The following is a 20,793-nucleotide window of genomic DNA, read 5'->3' as shown; positions in this document are numbered from 1 at the left end:
GCCGCAAGCCCGCTTCCCTGCCGGAAGGAATGGACCGCGCCGCAAAGGGCGCGGCCGTTCAGGCGCTCTTTCCGGACGGGGCGGAACCATCCGGGGCGGTGCGCATCAGATTTCTGGTAAACGCCATGCCGCGCGCGATAAGCAGCAGGCGCTCCTGATCCTCCAGCGGCAATTCCGCCGCTTGTTCGATGATTTTCCCGGCATATCCGGACAAACGGCTTTGAATTTCCCGCTCCGTCATCCTTTTCCCTCCTTAATGCTTTATAAATGAATTATAACATGTCAATTTTTCAGTGTCAATGAAGACTTTTGTAAAATGATTTCACTGACAATGAAAATAATCATTGAAAAAGCATTAGAAATAGGTTATAATTTCCATGAGGTGATGCTATGAACACGCTGGGTGCGCGCTTAAACTTTGCCCGTAAAAAAAGAGGGTACACGCAGAACTCCCTGGCGGAAGAAATCGGGGTTTCCCGCGGGGTGATCTACAATCTGGAAAAGGACAAAACCTCGCCGCAGCCAATCGTTATCAACGCCATCTGCCGGACGCTCCTAATCGACAAAAGCTGGCTCATGACCGGCGAGGGGGAGATGGAAGACAGGCATGCTGCATCCCAAAGCGCGCGCGTTCTGGCGGAGCTCTACGAGCTCGCCAAGGAACTCTCCGAAGAGGAACAGCTCTATATCCTGGATGTGATCAAGGCATTCCAGCAGCGGCTCGGGAACCACCCCGAGCCGCCCGAACAGTAAAAGGAGGCGGACAAGCACTGCTTGTCCGCCTCCTTTTTTGATCCTCACGCGGCAGCCGCGTTACGAAGGACGCGTATTCGGGTTGTTGAAGCTGGGCGGCGCGGCCTTCGTGTCTCCGAAGCCGTTGGCCGGGGAGGGCGTTGAAAGATTGAAATAGAGCCGGGAATCTTCCGTGACGCCAAAGTCCCGGTTCGAGCCGGAGTCCTGCACGCGGTTGAACGCCTCGCGGAAGAGCGCGTTGTGCGCCTCCTCGCGGTTAAGCAGAAAATCGATGGTCTCGCGGACGTACCGATCTTCGATCTGCCGGTGGAGGTATTCATAGACCACCTTGGCGCGCTGCTCCGAGGCGATGTTCGAAAGCAGGTCGGCGCACAAATCGCCCGTCACCGTGACATAGTCGGCCACCCAGGAATATCCCGAGGCGTTGATGAGCCCCGGGTTCAGTCCAAGCAGGACATGGCTTTGGATTTCACCCGCCGCGACCTGCTGGCTGTCGACGTCGTGGCCGTTGAGCATATTGATCGTCGTCGCCACCATTTCCATGTGGCTGAGTTCTTCCGCCGCGATATCCATGAAGAGGTCCTTGATCGCCGCGTCCTTGATGCGGAAGCTCTGCGACATATACTGCAAGGCCGATTTCAGTTCGCCGTTGGCCCCGCCCAGCTGCTCCTGCAGCAGGACGGCGTATTGCGGATTCGGTTTTTCCACCCGCACCGGATGGAACAACATTTTTTCATGCTTAAACACTGGGATGCCTCCTCCAATATTTTGGAATTATAATTCCCCGAGGGTTCTGGATTCATCCCTGAAAAATCAAAAAAGCGACAAAAATGGATCTCTCCTTTTGCGCCTTGTTTCCGTCGACCGCGCCCGGCGCAGGTAAAACACCGTTTCATCCTGCTGATTGCACTCACCGGCGCGCCGGGCGTTTTCCTCATCCGCAAAAATTTTGCGTCCGGCTTCTTTTTCCATTGACTTTTTTTCATTTTGGACGTATACTTAATTAATGCTTGTCAACTAGCATAATATTTTTAAAGAGGTATCTCATGTACAACGACAAAACACTCATTTGCAAAGACTGCGGAAACGAATTCCAGTTCACTGCCAGCGAGCAGGAATTCTACGCCGAAAAAGGATTCACCAACGAGCCGCAGCGCTGCAAACCCTGCCGCGATGCCAGAAAAGGAAATGCGCGCGGCGGAAATTCCGAGCGCCAGATGTTTGAGACGGTCTGCTCCGAGTGCGGAAAAACCTGCCGGGTCCCCTTCGAGCCGCGCGGCGACCGCCCTGTTTATTGCAGTGAGTGCTTCTCGAATAGAAGGTAATTCAGTTGCTCTTAAAGCGCGCCCTTTCGGGGCGCGCTTTTTTCGTCCCGGTGTGCTCCCATTCCAACCGCGGCGGGTTCATCGTCTATTCACCGCCGCCATACGGGCATCCCTGCTCGGCAATTTACCCCCTGCGCGTTTGTAAAGAACTCGCGGCTGCCAGATCGTCCGGAGGGGCTATCTAAATTAAAAACAGGCTTAAAGAACCCCCGCATGGGAATCTGAAAACGGATTCCCATGCGGGGGTTCTTTAAGCCGATTCCGAGTTTTGTGGAACCTTTACAGTTCGACCGCTTCATCTCATAGATGTAAAAATTGTATTGACAGAGATGTCAATCCATCCTCAACTCCCAACGCCTTCTTATTCTTGTCGATATATTGTGATTATGCTCCCCGAGGTGCGCGGGATCAACGGTCAGGAAGAAAGTTCGAGGATTCACGAACCACCAAATCAGGAGAAAGCCGGATAATAGAGGACTGCTTATTGGGATTCTGAATCCTTTCCATAAGTAAAGTAGCCGCCATCCGACCGATCTCATCCTCGCGCATCGTTACAGACGATATCGGCGGAGAGACAAACTGGCCCCATGTGGTGTTGTCCATACCAATAAGGGAGATGTCCTCTGGGATTCGCAATTGAATTTCACGGCAGGCTTCTATAACGCCCAGCGCCATTAAATCGTTGGCAGCCATAATAGCGGTTGGGCGTTCCTTTTTTCGAAGCAGCGCAGATGCGCACAGAAACCCTCCGCTTTTTGTAAATTGACCATTCGCATCATAATTGTCAAACGGAGGCAGGCCCGCCTCTTTCATGGCGGATAAATATCCTTCACAACGCTCCTTGCCCGTATGCGTGTGGATGTCCCCGCCTATATATGCAATGCGGGTATGACCGTGTTGAATTAAATGTTTAACAGCCATGCGCACGCCTTCATATGTGTCAATGAACACGCAATCATAATTCGGAGACGGGGGTGGATTATCCACCATGTTGGTAAGGACAACCGGACTCGCGCAAGAATTGATCGCCGCCACAAGCTCCGGGACAAAGTCAAAGGAAACGAAGATCATACCATCCCCTACACGCGCACGCAGGTTGTCTACCATCTGCAATTCCTTCTGCAGGGAGGCATTGGTATGGCAAAGTAAGGTGTAATATCCAAACTGCTCTAAAATTTCGCTCGCGCCTTGAATCATTCCAAAGTAAAATGTGTTATAAATATCGGGAATGCAGAACAGAATTCGCCCGGTTCTCTTATTACGCAGGCTACGTGCGGAATCCGAAGGGATGTACCCTTGCCGCTTTGCCTCTTCCTGTACAAGCATCCTTGTTTGGGGACTGCAATAGGAATCCGGACGCAGCGCGCGCGCCACCGTGGATGAGGACACGCCAAGCTGTTTTGCAATGCTATAAATACTTGCCATATAACAATTCTCTCCCAACAAATCTTTTCGTCGCAAACTACCGGATGCAGCCAGTTCCCGTCGGCAATAGAAGCGTCTGCTTAAGCACGCCGTTATGCTTATGGTGAAACCAATCATCCTAAAATTTATGTACAGCCATTTATCACATTATGCCATCAATGTCATTAAATTGCAAGCCATAATAGATGATTATTCCATCTAAAATATGGCGTGTTTTTTATATTTTAAAATATTTTTTGCATAAAATAGATAATCTATATTGACATAATTTTATATTAATAGTATACTTCGTCATATGACATCAATGTCACATTTTTATATGCTTAGGGAGATGATGCCATGCCGGTTTTAGAAAGCAAAGAGTTCTCCATAACATTTTCCGAGTCTACAGGGGCAATTGTCCGATTGGAAGACAAGCGGCGCAGCATCCTGTACATCGATCCAGATTTGCCGAACGAGCGTTCCCATGCCGTCCCTTTTCGTTGGGATGCCGGCAACGGCTTCATGGAAAGCTTCAAGGAATTTCTCGGCGCAAAAATGTCTGGCCAGGTCATGGAGCTGACCTGGCTGCTTGAAGACGGAGTAAGCCTGACGGCGGAAGTTCGAATTTTGGACGGAGAAGCTCGATTCAGGTTCAATGTGAGCAACCATACGGCATCTTGCATTCGCGCGATTGAATACCCGATCTTCCCGGGGCTGCACCGGATCGCCGGGCAGGGCCGCGATTTTTTGGCGCATCCCTACGCGACTGGGGTTCTCATAAAAGATCCGCTTCTGCATTTTAATTGTGACGGCAATGGGCTGCGTTATATGCCGTATCCGGAATCCTTTTCCGGCTGCAGCGCCCAATTTTTTACCTATTACGGGCAAGAAAGGGGCGGGCTTTATTTTGCGGCATATGACAGCGGGCTGCATCTCAAATGGTTAAATTTCTACCACATGCATTTGCGGCTTGAGGCGTCTCATATCCTCGGCAGTGATGATATTCGGCCCGGCGCCGGATTGTCCATGGATTATGATTTTGTCCTGCGGTTCACAGATGGCGACGGCTGGTACGAAGCCGCCGATCTTTACCGCGGATGGGCTCTGCAGCAGCCCTGGTGTGCAAAAGGACTGCTGGCGGATCTGCCGGACGACAAAAAGCCGGTTTGGCTGCTCGAGAAAGTCGGAGCATGTACGTTCGGCGTCAATGCCGGACATAACCGTACTGCCTGGTTAAAGCGTTATCATGAGGATATAAAAGTCCCGGTTTTTCATATACTTGGCCCGGATTGGACGGACGAGCCGCAAACCTTTGGATCCGGTGTGCCCGGCGGCTACAACGACTGGTTTCCCACGCGCTTTGACAAGGAAAACCTGGACACAATCCACGCAAACGGCGATTACGCCGCTCCATTTGAGTTTGATTTACTTGTCGATCTAGGCAAGGACGACAGCGACAATCTGAAAAAGAACCTTATGAAATTCCCAAGGGACAGCAAAAGTTTTGACGATTATCATTTTAGGATCCTCTGTCCCCACACGCAGTATACCAAGGATTTGCACCGCCGGCGCGATATGCAGGTCATGCAGGAAGCGGATCTGGACAGCATGTATTACGACATATCCGCAAACAATCTGATGATGTCCTGTCTTAGCGATTCCCATGGTCACCCGGTTGGTGGGAGCACCTCCATCAATCATGGCTTTAAGGACCTGTATCAGGACACGAAGAACGCACTGCAGCAAAAAACCGGAAGGTATATCCCTATCGGCACAGAGCTGGTTAACGAGATATTCCTAGACGACCTCGATTACTACCAGGCGCGTTCATGGGCTTTACCATCCTCTACTCTGGAATTTTGGCCGATCCGACACTTCTTTCTCAGCGGGGTGGCGGAGGCGATCCCGCTGTTCGGCTATGTATACAGCGGTTACGGTCCGCTGCGGATGGACGGTTGGGGAAAGCTGGTCGAAGAAACCGGCGAGCTGTTTTACAGTATCGTCGCTAGGGTCTATCTTTGGGGAGGCATCTACGAAATTAACCACGAGTACAGCCCGATGGAAGCCCTCAATGGAAAAACGAACCCATCGTCGGAGCATTACATCGATTTCAATGAGGTCGCCTATGCATACAGCGCCGATCGCGCGGCCTATCTGCGGCAATTTGCCGCGTTCCGTACAGGCGCACCCAATAAGTATCTTGCATACGGCATTATGCTTCCGCCGCCCAGCTGCGATGCTCCGCTGGTAAAAATGTCTTATTACCATTACAACCACGTTGAGGCGGATGCATCCTACAACACCCGGGGAGATTCCGAGGTGCCCTCCGTGTTGACCAGCGCGTGGTGTTCGCCACATCGTGAAACGAGGGCCGTATTGCTTGCCAACACAACCGGAAACAGTCGCACCGTGACCATAAAAATCGACCCTGTGAAATACGGGATGTCGGGGCTTTGGAGCGCGACTCTCTATGATTCGTTTGACCCGGAAAATAAAAACCCGGGCAAGGACTTGGGCACGGCAGACACCGGCGGCGAAATCTCCCTGACACTCACACTTGCACCGCGCAGTCCTTATATGATTGAGTTTACAAAAATATAACCGACCACACAAAAAGGAGGAAGTATTTATGTCAAAAGTCAAACGTGTCCTAAGCATCCTGACCGCCATCCTAATGCTGGTGGGGCTCGCCGCCTGCGGCGGCGAGGGTTCACAGTCTGTCGTCGACAGCTCTCCGTCACAAGCGGTGTCAACTGCAGACTCACTGGAGGCATCGCCGGCAATAGAGCCTGTAACCCTGACGTACTGGAACAGCTTTACCGCGGAAGACGGCGAGATTCTAACCGATATCGTCAATAAGTTCAACGCAAGCAATGATTATGGTATTACTATCGAGATGGATATCATGCCGTTGGATAACCTATCCAATAAGTTGGCACTCGGCTTTGCATCTGGGACTGCACCCGACTTTTTCACCATAACATCTGATTATTTCGCCAGCTATGCGTCCGAAGGGTTCGTAACGGACCTGTCTCCTTTTTTCAGTTATGACGGCGTCGATAAGGACGACATCTCGGAAGGCGCACTCAACATCGCCCAGGTAGATGGCAAGCAATATTTCCTGCCGAAAACCATCAACAGCTTTTTCCTATACTGGAATAAGGACTTGTTTGAGGCGGCCGGACTGGACCCTGAAAAAGGGCCCGAAACCTGGGAAGAGCTCGAAGAATACGCCGTCCGGCTGACGGACCCGGCAAACAATATATCGGGATTCGGCGTACCGGCCCGATCGGGCGGAGCGTTTAATATCATCGGGAACTGGATGCTTTCCTATGGCGGCGGCGTTCTCAACGAGGATCAGACTCAATCGGTTCTGAACAGCCCGGAAAATCTCGCTGTGATGACGCATATGCAAAACTTGATCCATACCGAGAAAACAGGGCCCGAAGGCACCACGCTGGATGAATTAATGCAGATGATGATAGGCGGCAACCTGGCTATGACGATCAACGGGCCATGGGCCAACGGCGGGTTAGCCAATAATGAGATCAATTATGGCATTACCGCGATCCCTCACGCAGAGGGCCTCAAGCCTGCTGCCTACGGGGATGCCACCGGCTTTGCCATCCCCTCTTCCACAGATGCCTCCAAACACGCCGCCATCTATGAATTTATAAAGTACTGGTACTCCGCGGAATCGTATTCAAACTGGGTTACCTCCGCGATGTCTATTCCCTTAACAAAATCCGTTATGGAGATTGATGAAGTCAAGAACAATCCCATCCTCACGGCGATGGGCGGTCAAGCTTCCTATGCCCAGGCAATTTTACCCGGAAACCCTCAGGCTTCCGTAATCATTGATGATGTCGTCCTGCCGATGGTGGAGTCCATTCAAATGGGCGCAGATCCCGCGACAGCTTTGGAAGAAGCCGACGCAGTTTTGCAGGGTATGGTATAGTTCGCATCATACCCCAGATAAACAAGCGGCGGCGGGGAACAGCTCTCGCCGCCGCTTGCCAGCATGGGCACAACGATTGCGGACTTTTTTCCGGGAGGGTGTTGTATGATGCATTCGCTGAAACGGCTTGGCAAGTTTCTAAATAAACCGAACCGATCCGCCTACTTTTTTATTTTTCCAGCAGCAATCATTCTGATCGTTTTCACTTTTGTCCCGCTGATTGGTACGTTGGCATTTGGTTTTTTGAATGTCAATCTCTTCTTTAGTGAAATCACCTTTGCAGGATTTGACAATTTTATCCGATTTTTCAATGATACTCGGGCAATCAACAGCCTCCTGCACTCGCTCGGCTTTATGTTGTGGCAGGTCCCCCTTCAAATTTCCGTGGGACTGCTTTTGGCGGTGGCATTGCAAAAAAACAACTGGTTCAACAAAATGTGCCGTTCGATTTGCTTCGTCCCGGTCGTCTGCTCATTAACCGCCATCAGCATTATATGGACCGTCCTGCTCAACAGGAATGTCGGCTATATCCCCCACCTGATTCGCCAGCTTGGATTGCAGGCCCCGGCTTTTCTGACGGATGCGAAATGGGCACTGCCAACTGTCGCCATCGCCACAGTGTGGAAAGATTTCGGCATGACGCTGGTAATTTTGACCGCCGCCCTCCAGGATGTTTCACCTTCCCTATACGAGTCGGCTGAGATAGACGGCGCGGGGCCGGTAAAAAAGTTCTTTTGGATTACGATTCCCCAGATCATCCCGTCTATCGGGTTTTGCCTGCTCACCACTTTCATCTCTTCCATGCAGGTGTTCGATCAGGTGTTTATCATGACGGGCGGGGGGCCCTTGTTCCAGACCGAGAGCGCGGTGCTGTATATCTACAAGCGCGGATTCAGCCCTCCCTTTGAATTGGGTTATGCTTCGGCAGTCTCTTGGATGCTGTTTGTCATGATCGCAGTAATTGCCTTCTCCATGAACCGGTACATGGCGCGCAAAGAAGAACAATGCAGTTAAAGGGGGAGTTGGCTTGAATAAAAGGGTGTCGGCAATTGCACATAAGGTTGTCATGCTGGTTCTGATGGTATGTATTTTATTCCCGTTTTTATGGTTGTTGGTTTCTTCCTTTAAACCTGAAAGAGATATCGTAAGCTGGCCGCCCACCCTGTTTTCGGAAGGGTATACCACGGCCAATTATAAAAGAGTATTCGACGTTATCCCATTGTTGTACAACATCCGGAATACGGTAATTTTTGCGGGCGGGGTTGTACTCTTCCAGCTTGTCTTCAACACCCTGGCCGGTTATGCCATGGCAAGGCTGGATTTCAAAGGGAAAAAGGTTATGTCCTATTTGATCCTGATGGCCATGATGATTCCGTTTCAGGTATACATGATACCGCTGTACTTTATGGAATTTAATATGGGTCTGCTCGATACCTTCTGGGGGCTCATTTTACCACGTATGGCTGCGCCGTTCGGTATTTTCTTGATGCGGGCCAGTTTTGTCGGCTTGCCACGGGGCCTGGAGGAAGCGGCGCGCATAGACGGATGCAGCGAGATCGGGATTTTTTTCCGTATTATGCTGCCGCTTGTAAAACCCGGATTGCTTACTATGGCTATCATCACCCTCATGCACAACTGGAACGACCTGCTGTATCCCATGATGCTGACAAGTAATCCTCGGATGCGCACGCTCTCAGCCGGATTGGCGCTGTTTACCGGCGAAAACATCATTGCCTACGGACCCGTGCTGGCTGGCACTGTGATCTCGATTATCCCGCTGCTGGTGATCTATGTGTTTGCGCAACGGTATTTTATCAGCGGAGTTGCTATGTCGGGCATGAAAGAATAATCTGATCTGTTATGCATGTATCTCGGCAACTCGAGCCCCTTCAACCACAGAAGGATCATTCATCGAATCAGTATTTTGAGAGGATTGAAAATATGAGCTTTAACGGACTGAACACAAACATGGGGAATTTATTCCGCGTATCCAAAGCAAAGACACGCTCGATTTCCCCAGAGAACTTTACGGGCGAAAAAGGAAAGGGGGGCATGACACCGCTCGAAAACGGTACTGCAAAACACGCCGCCCAGAGCCTAGGCCTTGGCTGGAAAGTTAATCCCTATATCATCATCCAGCCCGGTACCACCTTCACCATTGCCGAGATCGACGGTCCCGGTTGTGTCCAGCAAATCTGGCTTACCCCCACGGGAAAATGGCGCAACACGATCATTCGTATGTATTGGGACGGACAGGAGCAGCCCTCTGTTGAATGCCCGATTGGTGACTTTTTTGCAAGTTCATGGGATTCCTACGCGCCTCTAAACTCCCTCGCCGTATGTGTAAACCCCGGCAGTGCGTTCAACTGCTACTGGCAAATGCCGTTCAAAAAACATTGCAAGATGACTCTTGAGAATATTGATAAAGTTCCCGTAACTATCTATTACCAAATCAACTATACCTTAACGGACATCCCTGACGATGCCGCCTATTTCCACGCCCAGTTCCGCCGCACAAACCCACTCCCCTATGGGGAAGTATATACGATTGTCGATGGCATCCAAGGCGAAGGACAATATGTCGGGACCTATATGGCATGGCAATCCAACAGTGTTGGGTGGTGGGGCGAAGGCGAGATTAAGTTCTATATGGACGGCGACTCGGATTTTCCCACCATCTGTGGGACCGGCACGGAAGATTATTTCTGCGGCTCTTATAATTTTGAGAACCAACAGACCAAACAGTATGAAGCATTCTCGACAGCATACTCGGGACTGCATCACGTAATGCGTCCGGACGGGCTCTATCAGAGCCAGCCGCGATTCGGAATGTACCGCTGGCATATTGCAGATCCCATACGCTTTGAGAATGACCTGCGTGTGACAATCCAGGCGCTCGGGTGGCGTGAAGATGGCCGTTATCTGCCCTTACAGGACGATTTGGCCTCAGTTGCTTACTGGTATCAGACGCTGCCGACCGTTAATTTCCCAAAACTCCCCGATAAGGATTACCTCGAAAATATCAACTGGCCGTTCACGGTAAGATAGACCATCTGTTGAAATCCGTCCTCGCTCGGTATATTCTTCAAAACGTACCGGATCGGTTTTCACTGATTGATATCCCCTTCTATGCTATTTCGCTTCCCTTTTTCACATGAAAAGCGAACAGGATTGTCTTTTACTTTCGTAAAAAACAATCCTGTTTTGTTTACACCAACACCGCAAAACCACTGTTTTACGAACCTGACATTTCTGAGGGAGGGGTATCTTCCACACGGAGGCTGCTTTCGGCTGGCCACTCATTGCGTCATCCCCGCACCTTTTGTAATATCTTCGCCACTTCCTCAGTTTTGAGAACTTTTCCGTAGGACACCACTTTCCCGTCTACCACCAGTGCCGGAGTGGTCATCACGCCATAAGCGGCAATCTGCGCAAAGTCCGTCACATGGTCAATGGCATCCCCCATGCCGAGCTGGGCAAGCGCCTCACGGGTAGCGGCTTCCAACTGGTTGCACTTCGCACAGCCGGAGCCGAGGATTTTCACAGATGCGCTCTCGGCCTTGGCAGTTTTCGCTTTCTCCTTAGATTCGGGGGTGCAGCTTCCTCCACAGCAGCAGGAGGCTGTTCTTTCTTCCTTTTTCCTTCCAAACAAAGCCATTGTAAAAATCTCCTTTACAGATTATAGAAGGAACGTCTGAATTACATTAAAGAAATATCCGACGAGAATGATACCCACGGCGCAAATACCGATGAACAGGCCCAGCAGTCTCGGCTTGACAGCTTTTTTCAGCATGATCATGGACGGCAGACTCAACGTGGTCACCGCCATCATAAAGGCGAGGATGGTGCCGAGCTGCGCGCCCTTAAAGAGCAGGGCCTCTGCGATAGGGATGGTCCCAAAAATGTCGGCATACATGGGGATGCCCACCAGCGTGGCAAGAATGACGCCAAAGGGATTGCCGCTTCCCAAGGCGGCCTCGATCCAGTGTTCGGGAATCCAGTTGTGGATGAGGGCGCCAATGCCGACACCTGCAAGGATATAAGGAAACACCTTTTTGAACGTGGAGAGCATCTGCTCTTTGGCATAGACCAGCCGCTCCTTCCTTGTCAGGTCGGGGGATTCCATATCTACGCTGCCTGCTGTGAGAATGAAGCTCTCCACATACTTTTCCATGTGCAGCTTCTCGATGACGGTCCCGCCCGCCACGGCGATGACTAATCCCATCACCACATAGATAATGGCAACCTTTGACCCGAAAATGCTCATAAGCAGTACGAGGCTCCCCAAATCCACCATTGGGGAGGAAATCAAAAATGAAAATGTCACGCCTAATGGCAAGCCCGCGCTGCTAAAGCCGATAAAAAGCGGGATGGAGGAGCAGGAGCAAAACGGCGTTACCGTACCCAGCAGGGCGGAAATGCAGTTTGCCCAAATGCCATGAAACCGTCCAAGAATCTTTTTGCTTCGCTCTGGCGGGAAGTAGCTCTGAAGATAGCTGATGAAAAAAATCAGGAAGCAGAGTAGAATGGTAATCTTCACCGTGTCATAAAGAAAAAACTGAATGCTGCCGCCCATGCGGCTGCCGACATCTATCCCCAGGACAGAAAGCACCGTACCGATCAGCGCATTGAGCCATTTCATACCGAGAAGTTGATTTTGAATAAAATCCCAGATCATTGGCAGCACTCTCCTGTATCCTCAGCGCAGGAAAGGCCGCCGATAAACCGCTTAAACGAATCCAGCGTATCACAGCTTAAGGAGTAGTGGCTCCACTTGCCCTCTTTCCGAACCCTCACCAGGCCGCACTCACAGAGAATTTTCATGTGGTGAGAAAGGGTCGGCTGTGTAATTTCAAAGTGTTCCAACAGCCTGCAGGCGCACTTCTCACCATCAGACAGCATTTGTACAATTTGCAGGCGGTTGGAATCTCCCAACGCCTTGCAAATCGACGCAACATCAATGGTATCCATCGTTCACACCTCATATCGACAATGATCTATGTGTTATTATATGCAACACATAGATCATTGTCAATATAAAAACTCAGATCCATCGCAGAAAAGGCTCCCAAGCCCGTTTGAAGGGCCCGCAGCCAAATTGGCCGCGGGCCCTCACATACGCCAAATATTCCATGTCCGCCCCATTCTTCGCGCCTCATGAAAACGCTGAAGTCACCGGGGCCTGAGCTGCCAAAAGGCGACCGCGCTGGCCGCGGCAACGTTCAGGGAGTCCACCTTATGGGACATCGGAATGCGGGCGATATAATCGCAGCCGGCAACCGTGCGGGGCGAAAGCCCATAGCCCTCCGTTCCCAGCACAATCGCGAGCTTCTCTTCCGCGGCGAGCCTCGGGTCCTCTATGCTGACGGCGGTGTCGCTTAACGCCATGCCGACAAGCTTGAAACCCAGCTTCCGCACGCGCTCAATGCCCGGCTGCGGCCACTCGGCGGAATCGCCGCCGATGCGGGTCCACGGCACCTGGAAGACGGTGCCCATGCTGACCCGCACCGCGCGCCGGCACAGCGGATCGCTGCATGAGGGGGTGACCAGCACGGCGTCGATATTCAGCGCCGCGGCCGAGCGGACAATGGCGCCGACATTGGTGGAGTCCATAATGTTTTCCAGTATCGCCACCCGGCGCGCGCCGGCGCACAATTCCTCGACGCTGGGCAGCCGTGGGCGGCGCATGGCGCACAACACCCCGCGGGCCAGCCGATAACCGGTCAGTCGTGCCAGCAGATCGTCGTCCGCGGTATAGACAGGAACGCCCGGGCATCGGGCGATGATTTCGCGCGCCTGCCCGGCAATCTGTTTGCGCTCCACCAAAAGGGAGACGGGCGCGCACCCCGCGTCGAGCGCAAGCGCAATCACTTTGGGGCTTTCAGCGATAAAGACGCCCCTTTCCGGTTCCAACCGGTTTCGCAGCTGCGCTTCCGTAAGGCGGGCAAAAAGCTCCAGTCCGGGCGATGAAAAATCGCTGATTTCAATGATATTGGACATCATATCTCCGATCCACCGCCTTCGCCTCATCGCGTAAGAGCGCCCCGGGGAAAGGCGTTTTTCCTTAATTATACCGCGGCGTCCGCCAAAATGCCACCGCAAAAGGCGGAGAAATCCACCGGGAGCGTCCAAAATCACGTTCCCCAGCCTCCGGCGGAAGGAGGTTTCCAGCGTGTCCAGCCGCAAGTACCTTGCCGCGACGCTTGCCGGCCGCGAGGAAGCGCGTCTCAACGTAAGAGCATGGAAAACTGGACGCCTATCTAGGAAAAGATGCTGTTGGGATCGAAAAAATCCCAAGTGGTAAAAAACATAAAATAGGCCAAAATCGCACGGGAAAAAGGGAACAAATGTTTTGATGAGCATTGCCCCGATATTTTATCGTTTTTTGGCCTATATTTTGGCCTATATTAAATGAAAAACAGGCATAGAAAAAACCCGTATGAAAAGCCTGTAAACCGGCTTTTCATACGGGTTTTATCATGGTCGAGGTGACAAGACTTGAACTTGCGGCCTCTGCGTCCCGAACGCAGCGCTCTACCAAACTGAGCCACACCTCGATGGCTGCCCGACTAGGATTCGAACCCAGACAAACAGAGTCAGAGTCTGTCGTGCTACCTTTACACAATCGGGCAATGTGCACAAGTCACGACTTATATTATATCGCACATCTCGAAAAAGTCAAGTCCTCTGCCGATATTTTTGGAAAAATGTTGGCGTATGCCGGGGAACGGATTGGGAAACATACTGTGAAGGGCATTGCGGAAAAAGCGCCGCTTCCGTAGAGGAAATGTCCGCAAAAGACTTGAAGCGATTTTTGATCCGTGTATAATAGGGATAAGAAGACAATCTGGGAGGTTTTATAGATGTCAGTGGTTCATTTTTCAAAGGATACCTTCGATACGGAGGCGCTCGGCGCCGCCGGGCCCGTGCTGGTCGACTTCTGGGCGCCGTGGTGCGGCCCCTGCAAGATGCTCGGCCCCATCATCGAACAGCTCGGCGACGAGATGGACGGCAAGGCCGTCATCGGCAAGGTGGATATCGACGAGGAGCCCGACCTCGCGGCCCGCTACGGCGTGATGTCCATCCCCACCCTCATCCTCTTCAAAAACGGCGAGGAGGCCGCCCGCATGGTCGGCCTCCAGTCCAAGCAGGCGCTTGTACGGATGATCGAAGAGGCGTAATCCCGCAAAGTTTTTCAAAATCCCCCGCTTGGCGGGGGATTTTCTTTTCCCCCGAGGGGAAACTATCCGCAGAATACAAATTTTTATGGATTGGCGGGTGGTGCCGATGGTGGTCGTCACCGCGGGCGGCCCCGGCAGGCGTCTGCGGGAGCTGCTGCGCACGGGCGGCGCGCTTTCGATGCTCTGCGCGGATACCGACAGGGCCGCGTTCTCAGGGGACGGCCCCGATATCGTCTTCATCTCCCAGCGGGCCTTTTACCAGATCGCGTGCGAAAACGCCGCGTTCATCGTCCGCAGAAAGGGCGAGCTGCCGCAGGAGTTCTCCTGCAAAAATGCTGTCGCGATCATCGACAGCGCCGACCCCGCCGTGCTTTCCGCCGTGGCCGGGCGCAGGCTGCCCGCCGTCACCTGCGGGCTCGGCACCTCCGACACCCTCACCCTCTCCTCCCTCACGGTGGACAGCGCGGTGATCTCCCTCCAGCGCCAGATCACCGCCTTCGACGGGACGCAGGTGGAACCCTTTGAGCTGCCCGTCTCCTTCTCGGGAAAGCTCGAGCCGTTCGAGCTGCTGGCCGCCGCCGCGATCTTCTGCCTCATGGGCAAGCAAAACCCATTGGCCGCCGCGCCCCTCTGGCGTATCCCGCCCGGCCCGCGGCCTTAAAAACAGGCGCCGGGCGCCTGTTTTTCCCATGGGGCGGATTTGCGCGCAAGGCCGCGGCCCCGGCCGGGGCGCGCCTTTCATGAAAGACGGCGGAATCTGGATTGCCGCGCAGGATTTGACAGTTATAATCATTTCGCCCGCGCCCATACTATTACTGCAAACGCAAGAAACATTCTTCAGAAAAATTTAAGGAGTGTATTTTAACATGTCTAACAATTCTTCCAACAATCCTGTTGTCCCGCAGGCTCGTGAAGCCCTCGATAAGTTCAAGATGGAAGCTGCCCGTGAAGTCGGCGTCAACCTCAAGCAGGGCTACAACGGCGACCTGACCTCCCGTGAAGCCGGTTCCGTCGGCGGCCAGATGGTCAAAAAGATGATCGAAGCGTACGAGAACTCCATGAAGTAAGTTTCCCCAGAAGGGTATGAAAAACGGACAGGCAGCCGCCTGTCCGTTTTTTGTCGTCTGCCGCCTATCTGCCCTGCAAAAGCCGCGCCGCCAGCGCGGGGTCGGGCGCGACCACGGCGGTCTGGTAGGGCTCGTAGAGCACGAGTCCCGGCTTTCCCGCCGGGTGCTTGCGCACGTTGCGGATTTCGGTGTAGTCGACCGCCACCTTGCCCGATTCCCGCGCCTTCGAGTTGCAGGCCGCGATGACCGCCGCCTGCTCGACCGTGCGGTCGGGAGGCGTCCTGCCCTCCGTCACGATCACCACATGGGAGCCGGGAATTTTCTGGGTGTGCAGCCAAAGGTCGCTGTTGCGGCTGTCCTTTAAGGTCAGCCGGTCGTTTTGCAGGTTGTTGCGCCCGCAGAGGATGGTAAATCCGTCGTCCGAACGGTATTTGAGCGGCGGGAGCTTCTCCTCCTTCATGCCGCGCCTGGGCACGCGGCGGACATAGCCCTGGCCCGCCAGTTCGTCCCGGATGGCGTTCAGCTCGCTCTCCAGCGAGGCGCGCGCCAGTTCGTCGAACACCGTGTCGAAATAGCCGAGCTCCGCCTCCCCCTGCGCGATCAACGCGCGCAGCTTCTTTTCGGCGGTGTCCGCCTTGCGGTAGCGCGCGTAGTATCGCTGGGCGTTCTGGCTCGGGGTCAGCATCGGGTCGAGCGGGATTTTGACCCTGGGCGAGCCCTCCTCGTAATAGTTTTCCAGCTCGGCGAAGGGCATCCCCTTTTCGAGCGCGTAGAGGTTTGAATTGATGAGGTCGCCGTAAATTTTCAGCGTCTCCCGCTCGGTCGACGCCTTCAGCTCCTCCCGCTGGGCGGCCAGCTTGCGCGCCGTCCGGTCGCTGAGGTTGACCAGCAGCTTGAGCAGGTCCGCGCCCCGCTGGTGCATCCGGTCGATGCGGTCACGCTCGCTGTAAAAGCTGTCGAGCAGCGCGCTGTAGCTGTCGTACTCCCGGCAGACGAGGGCGTGCCCGTACTGGTTGACGTCGAGATAGGAGAAGTCCTTCGGCTTGCCCGTGCCGTCGACGAGCATCGTCGGGCGGGCGCCGCCGGAATTCAGCCGGTCGGAGAGCTGCGCCAGGTAGAATTTGAGCCGCGTCTCCCGCTCCTCGGTGAGCTGGGAGACCAGCACCTCCTCCCCGCGCGCCGCGTTGTGGGCGATCTCGCGGCAGACGAGCGGGCTCATCCCCTCCAGCGCGCCGAGCAGCGCCTTGGAGAGCTCGGCATCCTTTCCCGCGCGCAGCCGCGCGACGATCTCGGACGGGGAGGCCGTATAGATATTCAGCCGGTCCTGCGCGGGCACGTGGGTATACGCCATCCCGGGCAGCACCGGGCGCACGCTGCTCATCTCGTCGCTCACCCGCTTGACCGCGTCGACGACGCGGCCGTCGGGGCCGACTAGGATGATATTGCTGTGCCGCCCCATGATCTCGACGGCGAGCGTCAGGACGACCCGGTCGCCCAGCTCGTTCACCGTTTCAAAGTGCAGGTGCAGCACCCGGTCGAGCCCCGCCTGGGTGATGCCGGCGAGCTTCGCGCCAGTCAGGTGCTTGCGCATCAGCATGCAGAACATCGGCGGGGATTTGGGGTTGTCCTGCGGCAGGGAGGTAAAATGCAGCCGCGGGTTGGAGGCCGACGCAGAGACGAGCAGCTTGTGGCTGCCCGCCTGCGCGCGCATGGCGATGACGATCGTCTCGCGCGCGGGCTGGTGGATTTTGTCCACCCGTCCGCCGACAATCCGGTCCTCGATCTCCCGCTTGAGCTGGCTTAAAAAGACGCCGTCCAACGGCATGGTTCTCACGCTCCAATTTCAAAAAAGAAAATTCCGCCCGCTCCATCGGCGGGCGGAAGAAGTGGTCATGCGGTCACAGGGTTTTCAAAAAACGCTCGATCCGTTTGAGCGCCTCCAGTAAATGATTGACCGAATAGGAGTAGGAAATGCGCACAAAGCCCTCCCCGCTTTCGCCGAACGCGTCGCCGGGGATGACCGCCACATGCTCGGCGGCCAGCAGCTTTTCGCAGAATTCGCCGCTTGTCATCCCGGTCTCCCGGATGCTCGGGAAGACGTAGAAGGCGCCCTCCGGCTCGAAGCACCGCAGGCCCATCCGGTTGAGCCCATCCACCAGCAGGCGGCGGCGCATGTCGTAGGAATCGCGCATCTCCCCGATGTCGCCGTCGCAGTTTTTGAGCGCCTCGACGGCGGCGTACTGGCTCGTCGTGGGCGCGCACATGATCGCGAACTGGTGCACCTTGGTCATCTGGGCGATCACCGGGGCGGGGCCCACCGCGTAGCCGAGCCGCCAGCCGGTCATCGCGTAGCTCTTGGAAAAGCCGTTGACGATGATCGTGCGCTCCTTCATCCCGTCGATCTCCGCGATGGACACATGGCGTTCGCCGCCGTAGGTGAGCTCGGCGTAGATTTCGTCCGACAGCACCATGATGCCGGTGCCGCGCAGCACCCCGGCAATCGCCTCCAGATGCTCCCGGCGCATGACCCCGCCCGTGGGGTTGTTGGGGAAGGGCAGCACCAGCAGCTTGGTTTTCGGCGTGATCGCGGCGCGCAGCGCCTCGGGCGTCAGGCGGAAGCCGTCCTCCGGCCTGGTGGCGATCGGCACCGGCACCCCGTCGGTCAGCGCGGTGATCGGGGTATAGCAGACGAAGGAGGGTTCCACCACGAGCACCTCGTCGCCCGGGTTCACCAGCGTGCGGATGGCCAGGTCGATCGCCTCCGAGCCGCCCACCGTGACGAGCACCTCGCTCTTCGCGTCGTATTCGAGGGTGAAGCGGCGGCGCAGGTAGTTGGCGATCTCCTTTTTGAGCGGCGCGAGGCCGGAATTGGCGGTGTACCAGGTGTGCCCGCGCTCAAGGCTTTCGATGCCCGCGCGCCGGATGCTCCAGGGGGTCTTGAAGTCCGGCTCCCCCACGCCCAGCGAGATTACGTCGTCCATCTCGGCCGCGATGTCGAAAAAGCGGCGGATGCCCGACGGCTTCAGCGCGACGGCGCGGCGGGACAGAATTTTGTCGTAGTCCATCACAGGGAGGTTACCTCCCTCTCGTCCTTGACATCGTCGACCATGAGCAGCCCGCGCTCCTTATACTTTTTCAGCACGAAGTGGGTGCTCGTCGACTGGACCGGTTCGAGCGGCGCAAGCCGGTGCGCCACGAAGAGGGCGATGTCCTTGAAGGTCTTGCCGCTGATCGTGAGCGCCAGATCGTAGCCGCCGCTCATCAGATAGCAGGTCTCCACCTCGCGGAACTGGGAGATCGTGTAGGCGATCTCCTCAAAGCCCATGCTGCCCTTGGGGATCACCTTGATCTCGATGCGCGCCGAAACAAGGTTGCGGTCGGTCTTGTCCCAGTCGATGAGCGCCTTGTAGCCCTTGATGATCCCCTCTTTTTCCAGAGAAGCGATCGCGCCCGCGACCTCCTCTTCCCGTGCGCCCAGCATCGCCGCCAGCTGCGCGTCGGTCAGCTTCGCGTCCTCCGCGATCAGTTTCAGCAATTTTTCGGTGTCCAGCATGGTACCCAACTCCTTTGTCAGATGATTTTAAAGGGAAGCGGCTGGCGCTCCTTATAAAACGTGAAGGCCGTAAAGCCGGCGTCGATCAGCATCTGCATGCCCGCGGCGATCCCGTCGCCGATCCGGTCCGCCGCGTGCGCGTCGGAGCCGAGCGTGATGTATTCGCCGCCCAGCTCGCGGTAGCGCCTGACGTATTTGAGCGGCGGCATCGTGTCCCCGAGCTTCTGCCAGAGGCCGGAGGTGTTGATCTCGATCGCGCGGCCGTTGCGCGCGGTCGTCTTTAAAATCGCGTCGATGATGTCGTCGTACCGGGAGAGGTTCACCGGGATCTTGTGCTCGCCGGTGATGTAGCGCACCGGGTAGGTCAGGTGGCCGAGCACGTCGAATTTATCGAGCTTCGCCACGTCGAGCAGGTAGCGGAAATACCAGTCCAGATAGCGGTCGATGTCCCGCGGGCTCCACTCGCCGAAATCGCAGTAGTAGATGTCCTCCCCCTGCACCGTGTTGTGCTGGGAGACCATCACCATGTCGAATTTGAAGGAGGCGAGCACCTTGTCGGTCAGCGCCGGGTCATAGAGCACATCGCCCAGCTCGACACCCGCCATGACGGCCAGCTTGCCGTTGAAGACGCGGCGCGCCTTGGCCGCCTCGAACACCGACTGCTGGATGCGCAGCTCGTACTTGTCCTGCGCCCAGGCGCGCAGTTCGCAGTGGTCGGTGACGCAGATGCCCGATATATCCTTTTCCACCGCCTTCTCGCACATGAACATGACCGAGTGGTGCCCGTCGTTCGAGTTGTCCGAATGGGTGTGGCTGTCGAATAGGTTGATGAACATGAAATCCCCTCGCTTCCGTCGCGGCCTTTCCCGTGGGCCGGGTGATCGTAAAAACATATTAATTAAGATAGTATAGCACAAATGCCCGAATTAGTATAGCATTTTTGTAAATTCTGTGCTATACTATCTTATCGTTTAAAAGCTCCGGGCTCGCCCGGGAGATTTTTGGGAGGTACGACGATATGCGTGCTGTTTTAACCGTCATCGGCAAGGACCATGTGGGCATCCTTTCCAAGGTCGCCAACCAATGCGCCGCGTGCAACGCCAACATCATCGAGGTCACCCAGACCGTTTTGCAGGACCTCTTCTGCATGATCATGATGATCGACATCTCCGAGGTCAACTGCGAGATGTCCGAGCTCGTCTACCAGATGAACCGCCTCGGCGAGGATTCCGGCCTTTCGATCCACGTCATGCACGAGGACGTCTTCAACTCGATGCACAGAATTTAGGCGCACGTCAGTTGCGGCCCCGGACCGCAACTGACCTCGCGATCGGACTAGCCGATGCGCGTGCGCCTCACGGGCGGAGGGCGAGCCGTCCTCCCCCGTGTGCCCCCTCCCGGCGGGCACCCCGCACCTTCCGTTTCCCGCTGCTGGGAGCGCCGAGATCAGGTTGAGCCCTCAGCTAGTGTACCTGTGGGGAGCGGCGGCAGTTCGCGGGTCTTGGCAAGGTACTCCCGGAGATTCCTAAGAACCCGGCGGAGGGTTCTT

General features: G+C 55.1%; 23 protein-coding genes and 2 tRNA genes. 11 read left to right on the top strand and 14 right to left on the bottom strand.

Annotation, left to right across the window (positions count from 1 at the left end; all coding sequences use genetic code 11):
• Positions 1 to 58: 58 nt before the first annotated feature.
• Positions 59 to 241: a hypothetical protein gene (locus RDM88_RS02825; RefSeq protein WP_302550109.1), complete on the bottom strand. Its 183-nt coding sequence runs from the start codon at positions 239 to 241 to the stop codon at positions 59 to 61.
• Between the two features lie 149 nt (positions 242 to 390).
• Here RDM88_RS02825 and RDM88_RS02820 point away from each other — a divergent pair, with 149 nt between their 5' ends.
• Positions 391 to 753: a helix-turn-helix domain-containing protein gene (locus RDM88_RS02820; protein WP_302550110.1), complete on the top strand. Its 363-nt coding sequence runs from the start codon at positions 391 to 393 to the stop codon at positions 751 to 753.
• A gap of 60 nt (positions 754 to 813) precedes the next feature.
• Here RDM88_RS02820 and RDM88_RS02815 read toward each other — a convergent pair whose 3' ends face one another.
• Positions 814 to 1,500: a manganese catalase family protein gene (locus tag RDM88_RS02815; protein ID WP_308753010.1), complete on the bottom strand. Its 687-nt coding sequence runs from the start codon at positions 1,498 to 1,500 to the stop codon at positions 814 to 816.
• A 66-nt stretch (positions 1,501 to 1,566) separates the two neighbouring features.
• Positions 1,567 to 1,725, bottom strand: coding sequence for a hypothetical protein (locus tag RDM88_RS02810; RefSeq protein ID WP_308753008.1), 159 nt, complete (start codon positions 1,723 to 1,725; stop codon positions 1,567 to 1,569).
• Positions 1,726 to 1,799: 74 nt separating this feature from the next.
• Here RDM88_RS02810 and RDM88_RS02805 point away from each other — a divergent pair, with 74 nt between their 5' ends.
• A complete protein-coding gene (locus tag RDM88_RS02805; protein WP_101549517.1) occupies positions 1,800 to 2,078 on the top strand; it encodes a zinc-ribbon domain containing protein in 279 nt (92 codons plus the stop codon).
• Between the two features lie 408 nt (positions 2,079 to 2,486).
• Here the strand turns inward: RDM88_RS02805 and RDM88_RS02800 are convergent, their stop codons facing one another.
• Positions 2,487 to 3,503, bottom strand: a complete 1,017-nt coding sequence (locus RDM88_RS02800; protein ID WP_308753006.1) for a LacI family DNA-binding transcriptional regulator — start codon at positions 3,501 to 3,503, stop codon at positions 2,487 to 2,489.
• Positions 3,504 to 3,842: 339 nt separating this feature from the next.
• On the opposite strand from RDM88_RS02800, the gene RDM88_RS02795 reads away from it, so the two are divergent.
• The 5 genes from RDM88_RS02795 (at position 3,843) to RDM88_RS02775 (ending at position 10,491) form a co-directional block, all read left to right on the top strand.
• A complete protein-coding gene (locus RDM88_RS02795) occupies positions 3,843 to 6,086 on the top strand; it encodes a DUF6259 domain-containing protein (protein WP_308753004.1) in 2,244 nt (747 codons plus the stop codon).
• A 28-nt stretch (positions 6,087 to 6,114) separates the two neighbouring features.
• Positions 6,115 to 7,443, top strand: coding sequence for an ABC transporter substrate-binding protein (locus RDM88_RS02790; RefSeq protein WP_308753002.1), 1,329 nt, complete (start codon positions 6,115 to 6,117; stop codon positions 7,441 to 7,443).
• Positions 7,444 to 7,548: 105 nt separating this feature from the next.
• On the top strand, positions 7,549 to 8,457 hold the full coding sequence (locus RDM88_RS02785) for a sugar ABC transporter permease (RefSeq protein ID WP_308752999.1): 909 nt from the start codon (positions 7,549 to 7,551) through the stop codon (positions 8,455 to 8,457).
• A gap of 13 nt (positions 8,458 to 8,470) precedes the next feature.
• On the top strand, positions 8,471 to 9,292 hold the full coding sequence (locus RDM88_RS02780) for a carbohydrate ABC transporter permease (protein ID WP_308752998.1): 822 nt from the start codon (positions 8,471 to 8,473) through the stop codon (positions 9,290 to 9,292).
• Between the two features lie 92 nt (positions 9,293 to 9,384).
• Positions 9,385 to 10,491, top strand: coding sequence for a DUF2961 domain-containing protein (locus RDM88_RS02775; RefSeq protein ID WP_308752996.1), 1,107 nt, complete (start codon positions 9,385 to 9,387; stop codon positions 10,489 to 10,491).
• Between the two features lie 259 nt (positions 10,492 to 10,750).
• On the opposite strand, the gene RDM88_RS02770 is transcribed toward RDM88_RS02775, so the two are convergent.
• The 6 genes from RDM88_RS02770 to RDM88_RS02745 form a co-directional block, all read right to left on the bottom strand.
• On the bottom strand, positions 10,751 to 11,101 hold the full coding sequence (locus RDM88_RS02770) for a thioredoxin family protein (RefSeq protein ID WP_308752994.1): 351 nt from the start codon (positions 11,099 to 11,101) through the stop codon (positions 10,751 to 10,753).
• A gap of 21 nt (positions 11,102 to 11,122) precedes the next feature.
• Positions 11,123 to 12,121, bottom strand: a complete 999-nt coding sequence (locus RDM88_RS02765) for a permease (protein ID WP_308752992.1) — start codon at positions 12,119 to 12,121, stop codon at positions 11,123 to 11,125.
• Complete coding sequence (locus RDM88_RS02760; RefSeq protein WP_308752988.1) at positions 12,118 to 12,414, bottom strand: metalloregulator ArsR/SmtB family transcription factor; 297 nt, start codon at positions 12,412 to 12,414, stop codon at positions 12,118 to 12,120. The genes RDM88_RS02765 and RDM88_RS02760 overlap by 4 nt, the downstream gene beginning before the upstream one ends.
• 201 nt (positions 12,415 to 12,615) lie before the next feature.
• The gene (locus RDM88_RS02755) at positions 12,616 to 13,443 is read right to left on the bottom strand and encodes an RNA methyltransferase (RefSeq protein ID WP_308753028.1); all 828 of its coding nucleotides are present in this window, start codon (positions 13,441 to 13,443) and stop codon (positions 12,616 to 12,618) included.
• Positions 13,444 to 13,923: 480 nt separating this feature from the next.
• Positions 13,924 to 14,000 (bottom strand) — tRNA-Pro (locus RDM88_RS02750).
• Between the two features lies 1 nt (position 14,001).
• Positions 14,002 to 14,075 (bottom strand) — tRNA-Gln (locus RDM88_RS02745).
• Between the two features lie 231 nt (positions 14,076 to 14,306).
• On the opposite strand from RDM88_RS02745, the gene trxA reads away from it, so the two are divergent.
• From trxA to RDM88_RS02730, 3 genes are all read left to right on the top strand, one after another.
• Positions 14,307 to 14,624, top strand: a complete 318-nt coding sequence (gene trxA, locus RDM88_RS02740; protein WP_308752986.1) for a thioredoxin — start codon at positions 14,307 to 14,309, stop codon at positions 14,622 to 14,624.
• A gap of 85 nt (positions 14,625 to 14,709) precedes the next feature.
• A complete protein-coding gene (locus RDM88_RS02735) occupies positions 14,710 to 15,285 on the top strand; it encodes a hypothetical protein (protein WP_308752984.1) in 576 nt (191 codons plus the stop codon).
• Positions 15,286 to 15,490: 205 nt separating this feature from the next.
• Positions 15,491 to 15,691 (top strand): alpha/beta-type small acid-soluble spore protein, encoded by a 201-nt coding sequence (locus RDM88_RS02730; RefSeq protein WP_101549493.1) that lies wholly within the window; start codon positions 15,491 to 15,493, stop codon positions 15,689 to 15,691.
• A gap of 64 nt (positions 15,692 to 15,755) precedes the next feature.
• Here RDM88_RS02730 and RDM88_RS02725 read toward each other — a convergent pair whose 3' ends face one another.
• The 4 genes from RDM88_RS02725 to RDM88_RS02710 form a co-directional block, all read right to left on the bottom strand.
• A complete protein-coding gene (locus RDM88_RS02725; RefSeq protein ID WP_308752977.1) occupies positions 15,756 to 17,516 on the bottom strand; it encodes an NFACT RNA binding domain-containing protein in 1,761 nt (586 codons plus the stop codon).
• A gap of 73 nt (positions 17,517 to 17,589) precedes the next feature.
• A complete protein-coding gene (locus tag RDM88_RS02720; RefSeq protein ID WP_308753026.1) occupies positions 17,590 to 18,756 on the bottom strand; it encodes an aminotransferase class I/II-fold pyridoxal phosphate-dependent enzyme in 1,167 nt (388 codons plus the stop codon).
• Positions 18,756 to 19,244, bottom strand: a complete 489-nt coding sequence (locus RDM88_RS02715; protein ID WP_308752975.1) for an Lrp/AsnC family transcriptional regulator — start codon at positions 19,242 to 19,244, stop codon at positions 18,756 to 18,758. The genes RDM88_RS02720 and RDM88_RS02715 overlap by 1 nt, the downstream gene beginning before the upstream one ends.
• A gap of 17 nt (positions 19,245 to 19,261) precedes the next feature.
• Positions 19,262 to 20,080 carry a histidinol-phosphatase HisJ family protein gene (locus tag RDM88_RS02710; protein ID WP_308752973.1) on the bottom strand — a complete coding sequence of 273 codons (819 nt, stop codon included), beginning with the start codon at positions 20,078 to 20,080 and terminating at the stop codon, positions 19,262 to 19,264.
• A gap of 182 nt (positions 20,081 to 20,262) precedes the next feature.
• Between RDM88_RS02710 and RDM88_RS02705 the strand changes: the two genes are divergently transcribed.
• Positions 20,263 to 20,532 carry an ACT domain-containing protein gene (locus tag RDM88_RS02705; protein ID WP_308752971.1) on the top strand — a complete coding sequence of 90 codons (270 nt, stop codon included), beginning with the start codon at positions 20,263 to 20,265 and terminating at the stop codon, positions 20,530 to 20,532.
• Positions 20,533 to 20,793 lie beyond the last annotated feature (261 nt).

Source organism: uncultured Anaerotruncus sp., assembly GCF_902490045.1.
In the GTDB taxonomy this organism is placed as follows: Bacteria; Bacillota; Clostridia; order Oscillospirales; family Ruminococcaceae; genus Anaerotruncus.
The sequence above is the reverse complement of the archived record's forward strand: the minus strand, read 5'-3'. Positions and strand labels throughout refer to the sequence as shown.

What these genes read in the sequence shown, in the direction of transcription:
- RDM88_RS02825 (WP_302550109.1), bottom strand. Translation starts at nt 241, where the DNA reads ATGACGGAGCGGGAAATTCAAAGCCGTTTGTCCGGATATGCCGGGAAA.
- RDM88_RS02820 (WP_302550110.1), top strand. Translation starts at nt 391, where the DNA reads ATGAACACGCTGGGTGCGCGCTTAAACTTTGCCCGTAAAAAAAGAGGG.
- RDM88_RS02810 (WP_308753008.1), bottom strand. Translation starts at nt 1,725, where the DNA reads ATGGAAAAAGAAGCCGGACGCAAAATTTTTGCGGATGAGGAAAACGCC.
- RDM88_RS02805 (WP_101549517.1), top strand. Translation starts at nt 1,800, where the DNA reads ATGTACAACGACAAAACACTCATTTGCAAAGACTGCGGAAACGAATTC.
- RDM88_RS02800 (WP_308753006.1), bottom strand. Translation starts at nt 3,503, where the DNA reads ATGGCAAGTATTTATAGCATTGCAAAACAGCTTGGCGTGTCCTCATCC.
- RDM88_RS02795 (WP_308753004.1), top strand. Translation starts at nt 3,843, where the DNA reads ATGCCGGTTTTAGAAAGCAAAGAGTTCTCCATAACATTTTCCGAGTCT.
- RDM88_RS02790 (WP_308753002.1), top strand. Translation starts at nt 6,115, where the DNA reads ATGTCAAAAGTCAAACGTGTCCTAAGCATCCTGACCGCCATCCTAATG.
- RDM88_RS02785 (WP_308752999.1), top strand. Translation starts at nt 7,549, where the DNA reads ATGATGCATTCGCTGAAACGGCTTGGCAAGTTTCTAAATAAACCGAAC.
- RDM88_RS02775 (WP_308752996.1), top strand. Translation starts at nt 9,385, where the DNA reads ATGAGCTTTAACGGACTGAACACAAACATGGGGAATTTATTCCGCGTA.
- RDM88_RS02770 (WP_308752994.1), bottom strand. Translation starts at nt 11,101, where the DNA reads ATGGCTTTGTTTGGAAGGAAAAAGGAAGAAAGAACAGCCTCCTGCTGC.
- RDM88_RS02765 (WP_308752992.1), bottom strand. Translation starts at nt 12,121, where the DNA reads ATGATCTGGGATTTTATTCAAAATCAACTTCTCGGTATGAAATGGCTC.
- RDM88_RS02760 (WP_308752988.1), bottom strand. Translation starts at nt 12,414, where the DNA reads ATGGATACCATTGATGTTGCGTCGATTTGCAAGGCGTTGGGAGATTCC.
- RDM88_RS02755 (WP_308753028.1), bottom strand. Translation starts at nt 13,443, where the DNA reads ATGTCCAATATCATTGAAATCAGCGATTTTTCATCGCCCGGACTGGAG.
- trxA (WP_308752986.1), top strand. Translation starts at nt 14,307, where the DNA reads ATGTCAGTGGTTCATTTTTCAAAGGATACCTTCGATACGGAGGCGCTC.
- RDM88_RS02735 (WP_308752984.1), top strand. Translation starts at nt 14,710, where the DNA reads ATGGATTGGCGGGTGGTGCCGATGGTGGTCGTCACCGCGGGCGGCCCC.
- RDM88_RS02730 (WP_101549493.1), top strand. Translation starts at nt 15,491, where the DNA reads ATGTCTAACAATTCTTCCAACAATCCTGTTGTCCCGCAGGCTCGTGAA.
- RDM88_RS02725 (WP_308752977.1), bottom strand. Translation starts at nt 17,516, where the DNA reads ATGCCGTTGGACGGCGTCTTTTTAAGCCAGCTCAAGCGGGAGATCGAG.
- RDM88_RS02720 (WP_308753026.1), bottom strand. Translation starts at nt 18,756, where the DNA reads ATGGACTACGACAAAATTCTGTCCCGCCGCGCCGTCGCGCTGAAGCCG.
- RDM88_RS02715 (WP_308752975.1), bottom strand. Translation starts at nt 19,244, where the DNA reads ATGCTGGACACCGAAAAATTGCTGAAACTGATCGCGGAGGACGCGAAG.
- RDM88_RS02710 (WP_308752973.1), bottom strand. Translation starts at nt 20,080, where the DNA reads ATGTTCATCAACCTATTCGACAGCCACACCCATTCGGACAACTCGAAC.
- RDM88_RS02705 (WP_308752971.1), top strand. Translation starts at nt 20,263, where the DNA reads ATGCGTGCTGTTTTAACCGTCATCGGCAAGGACCATGTGGGCATCCTT.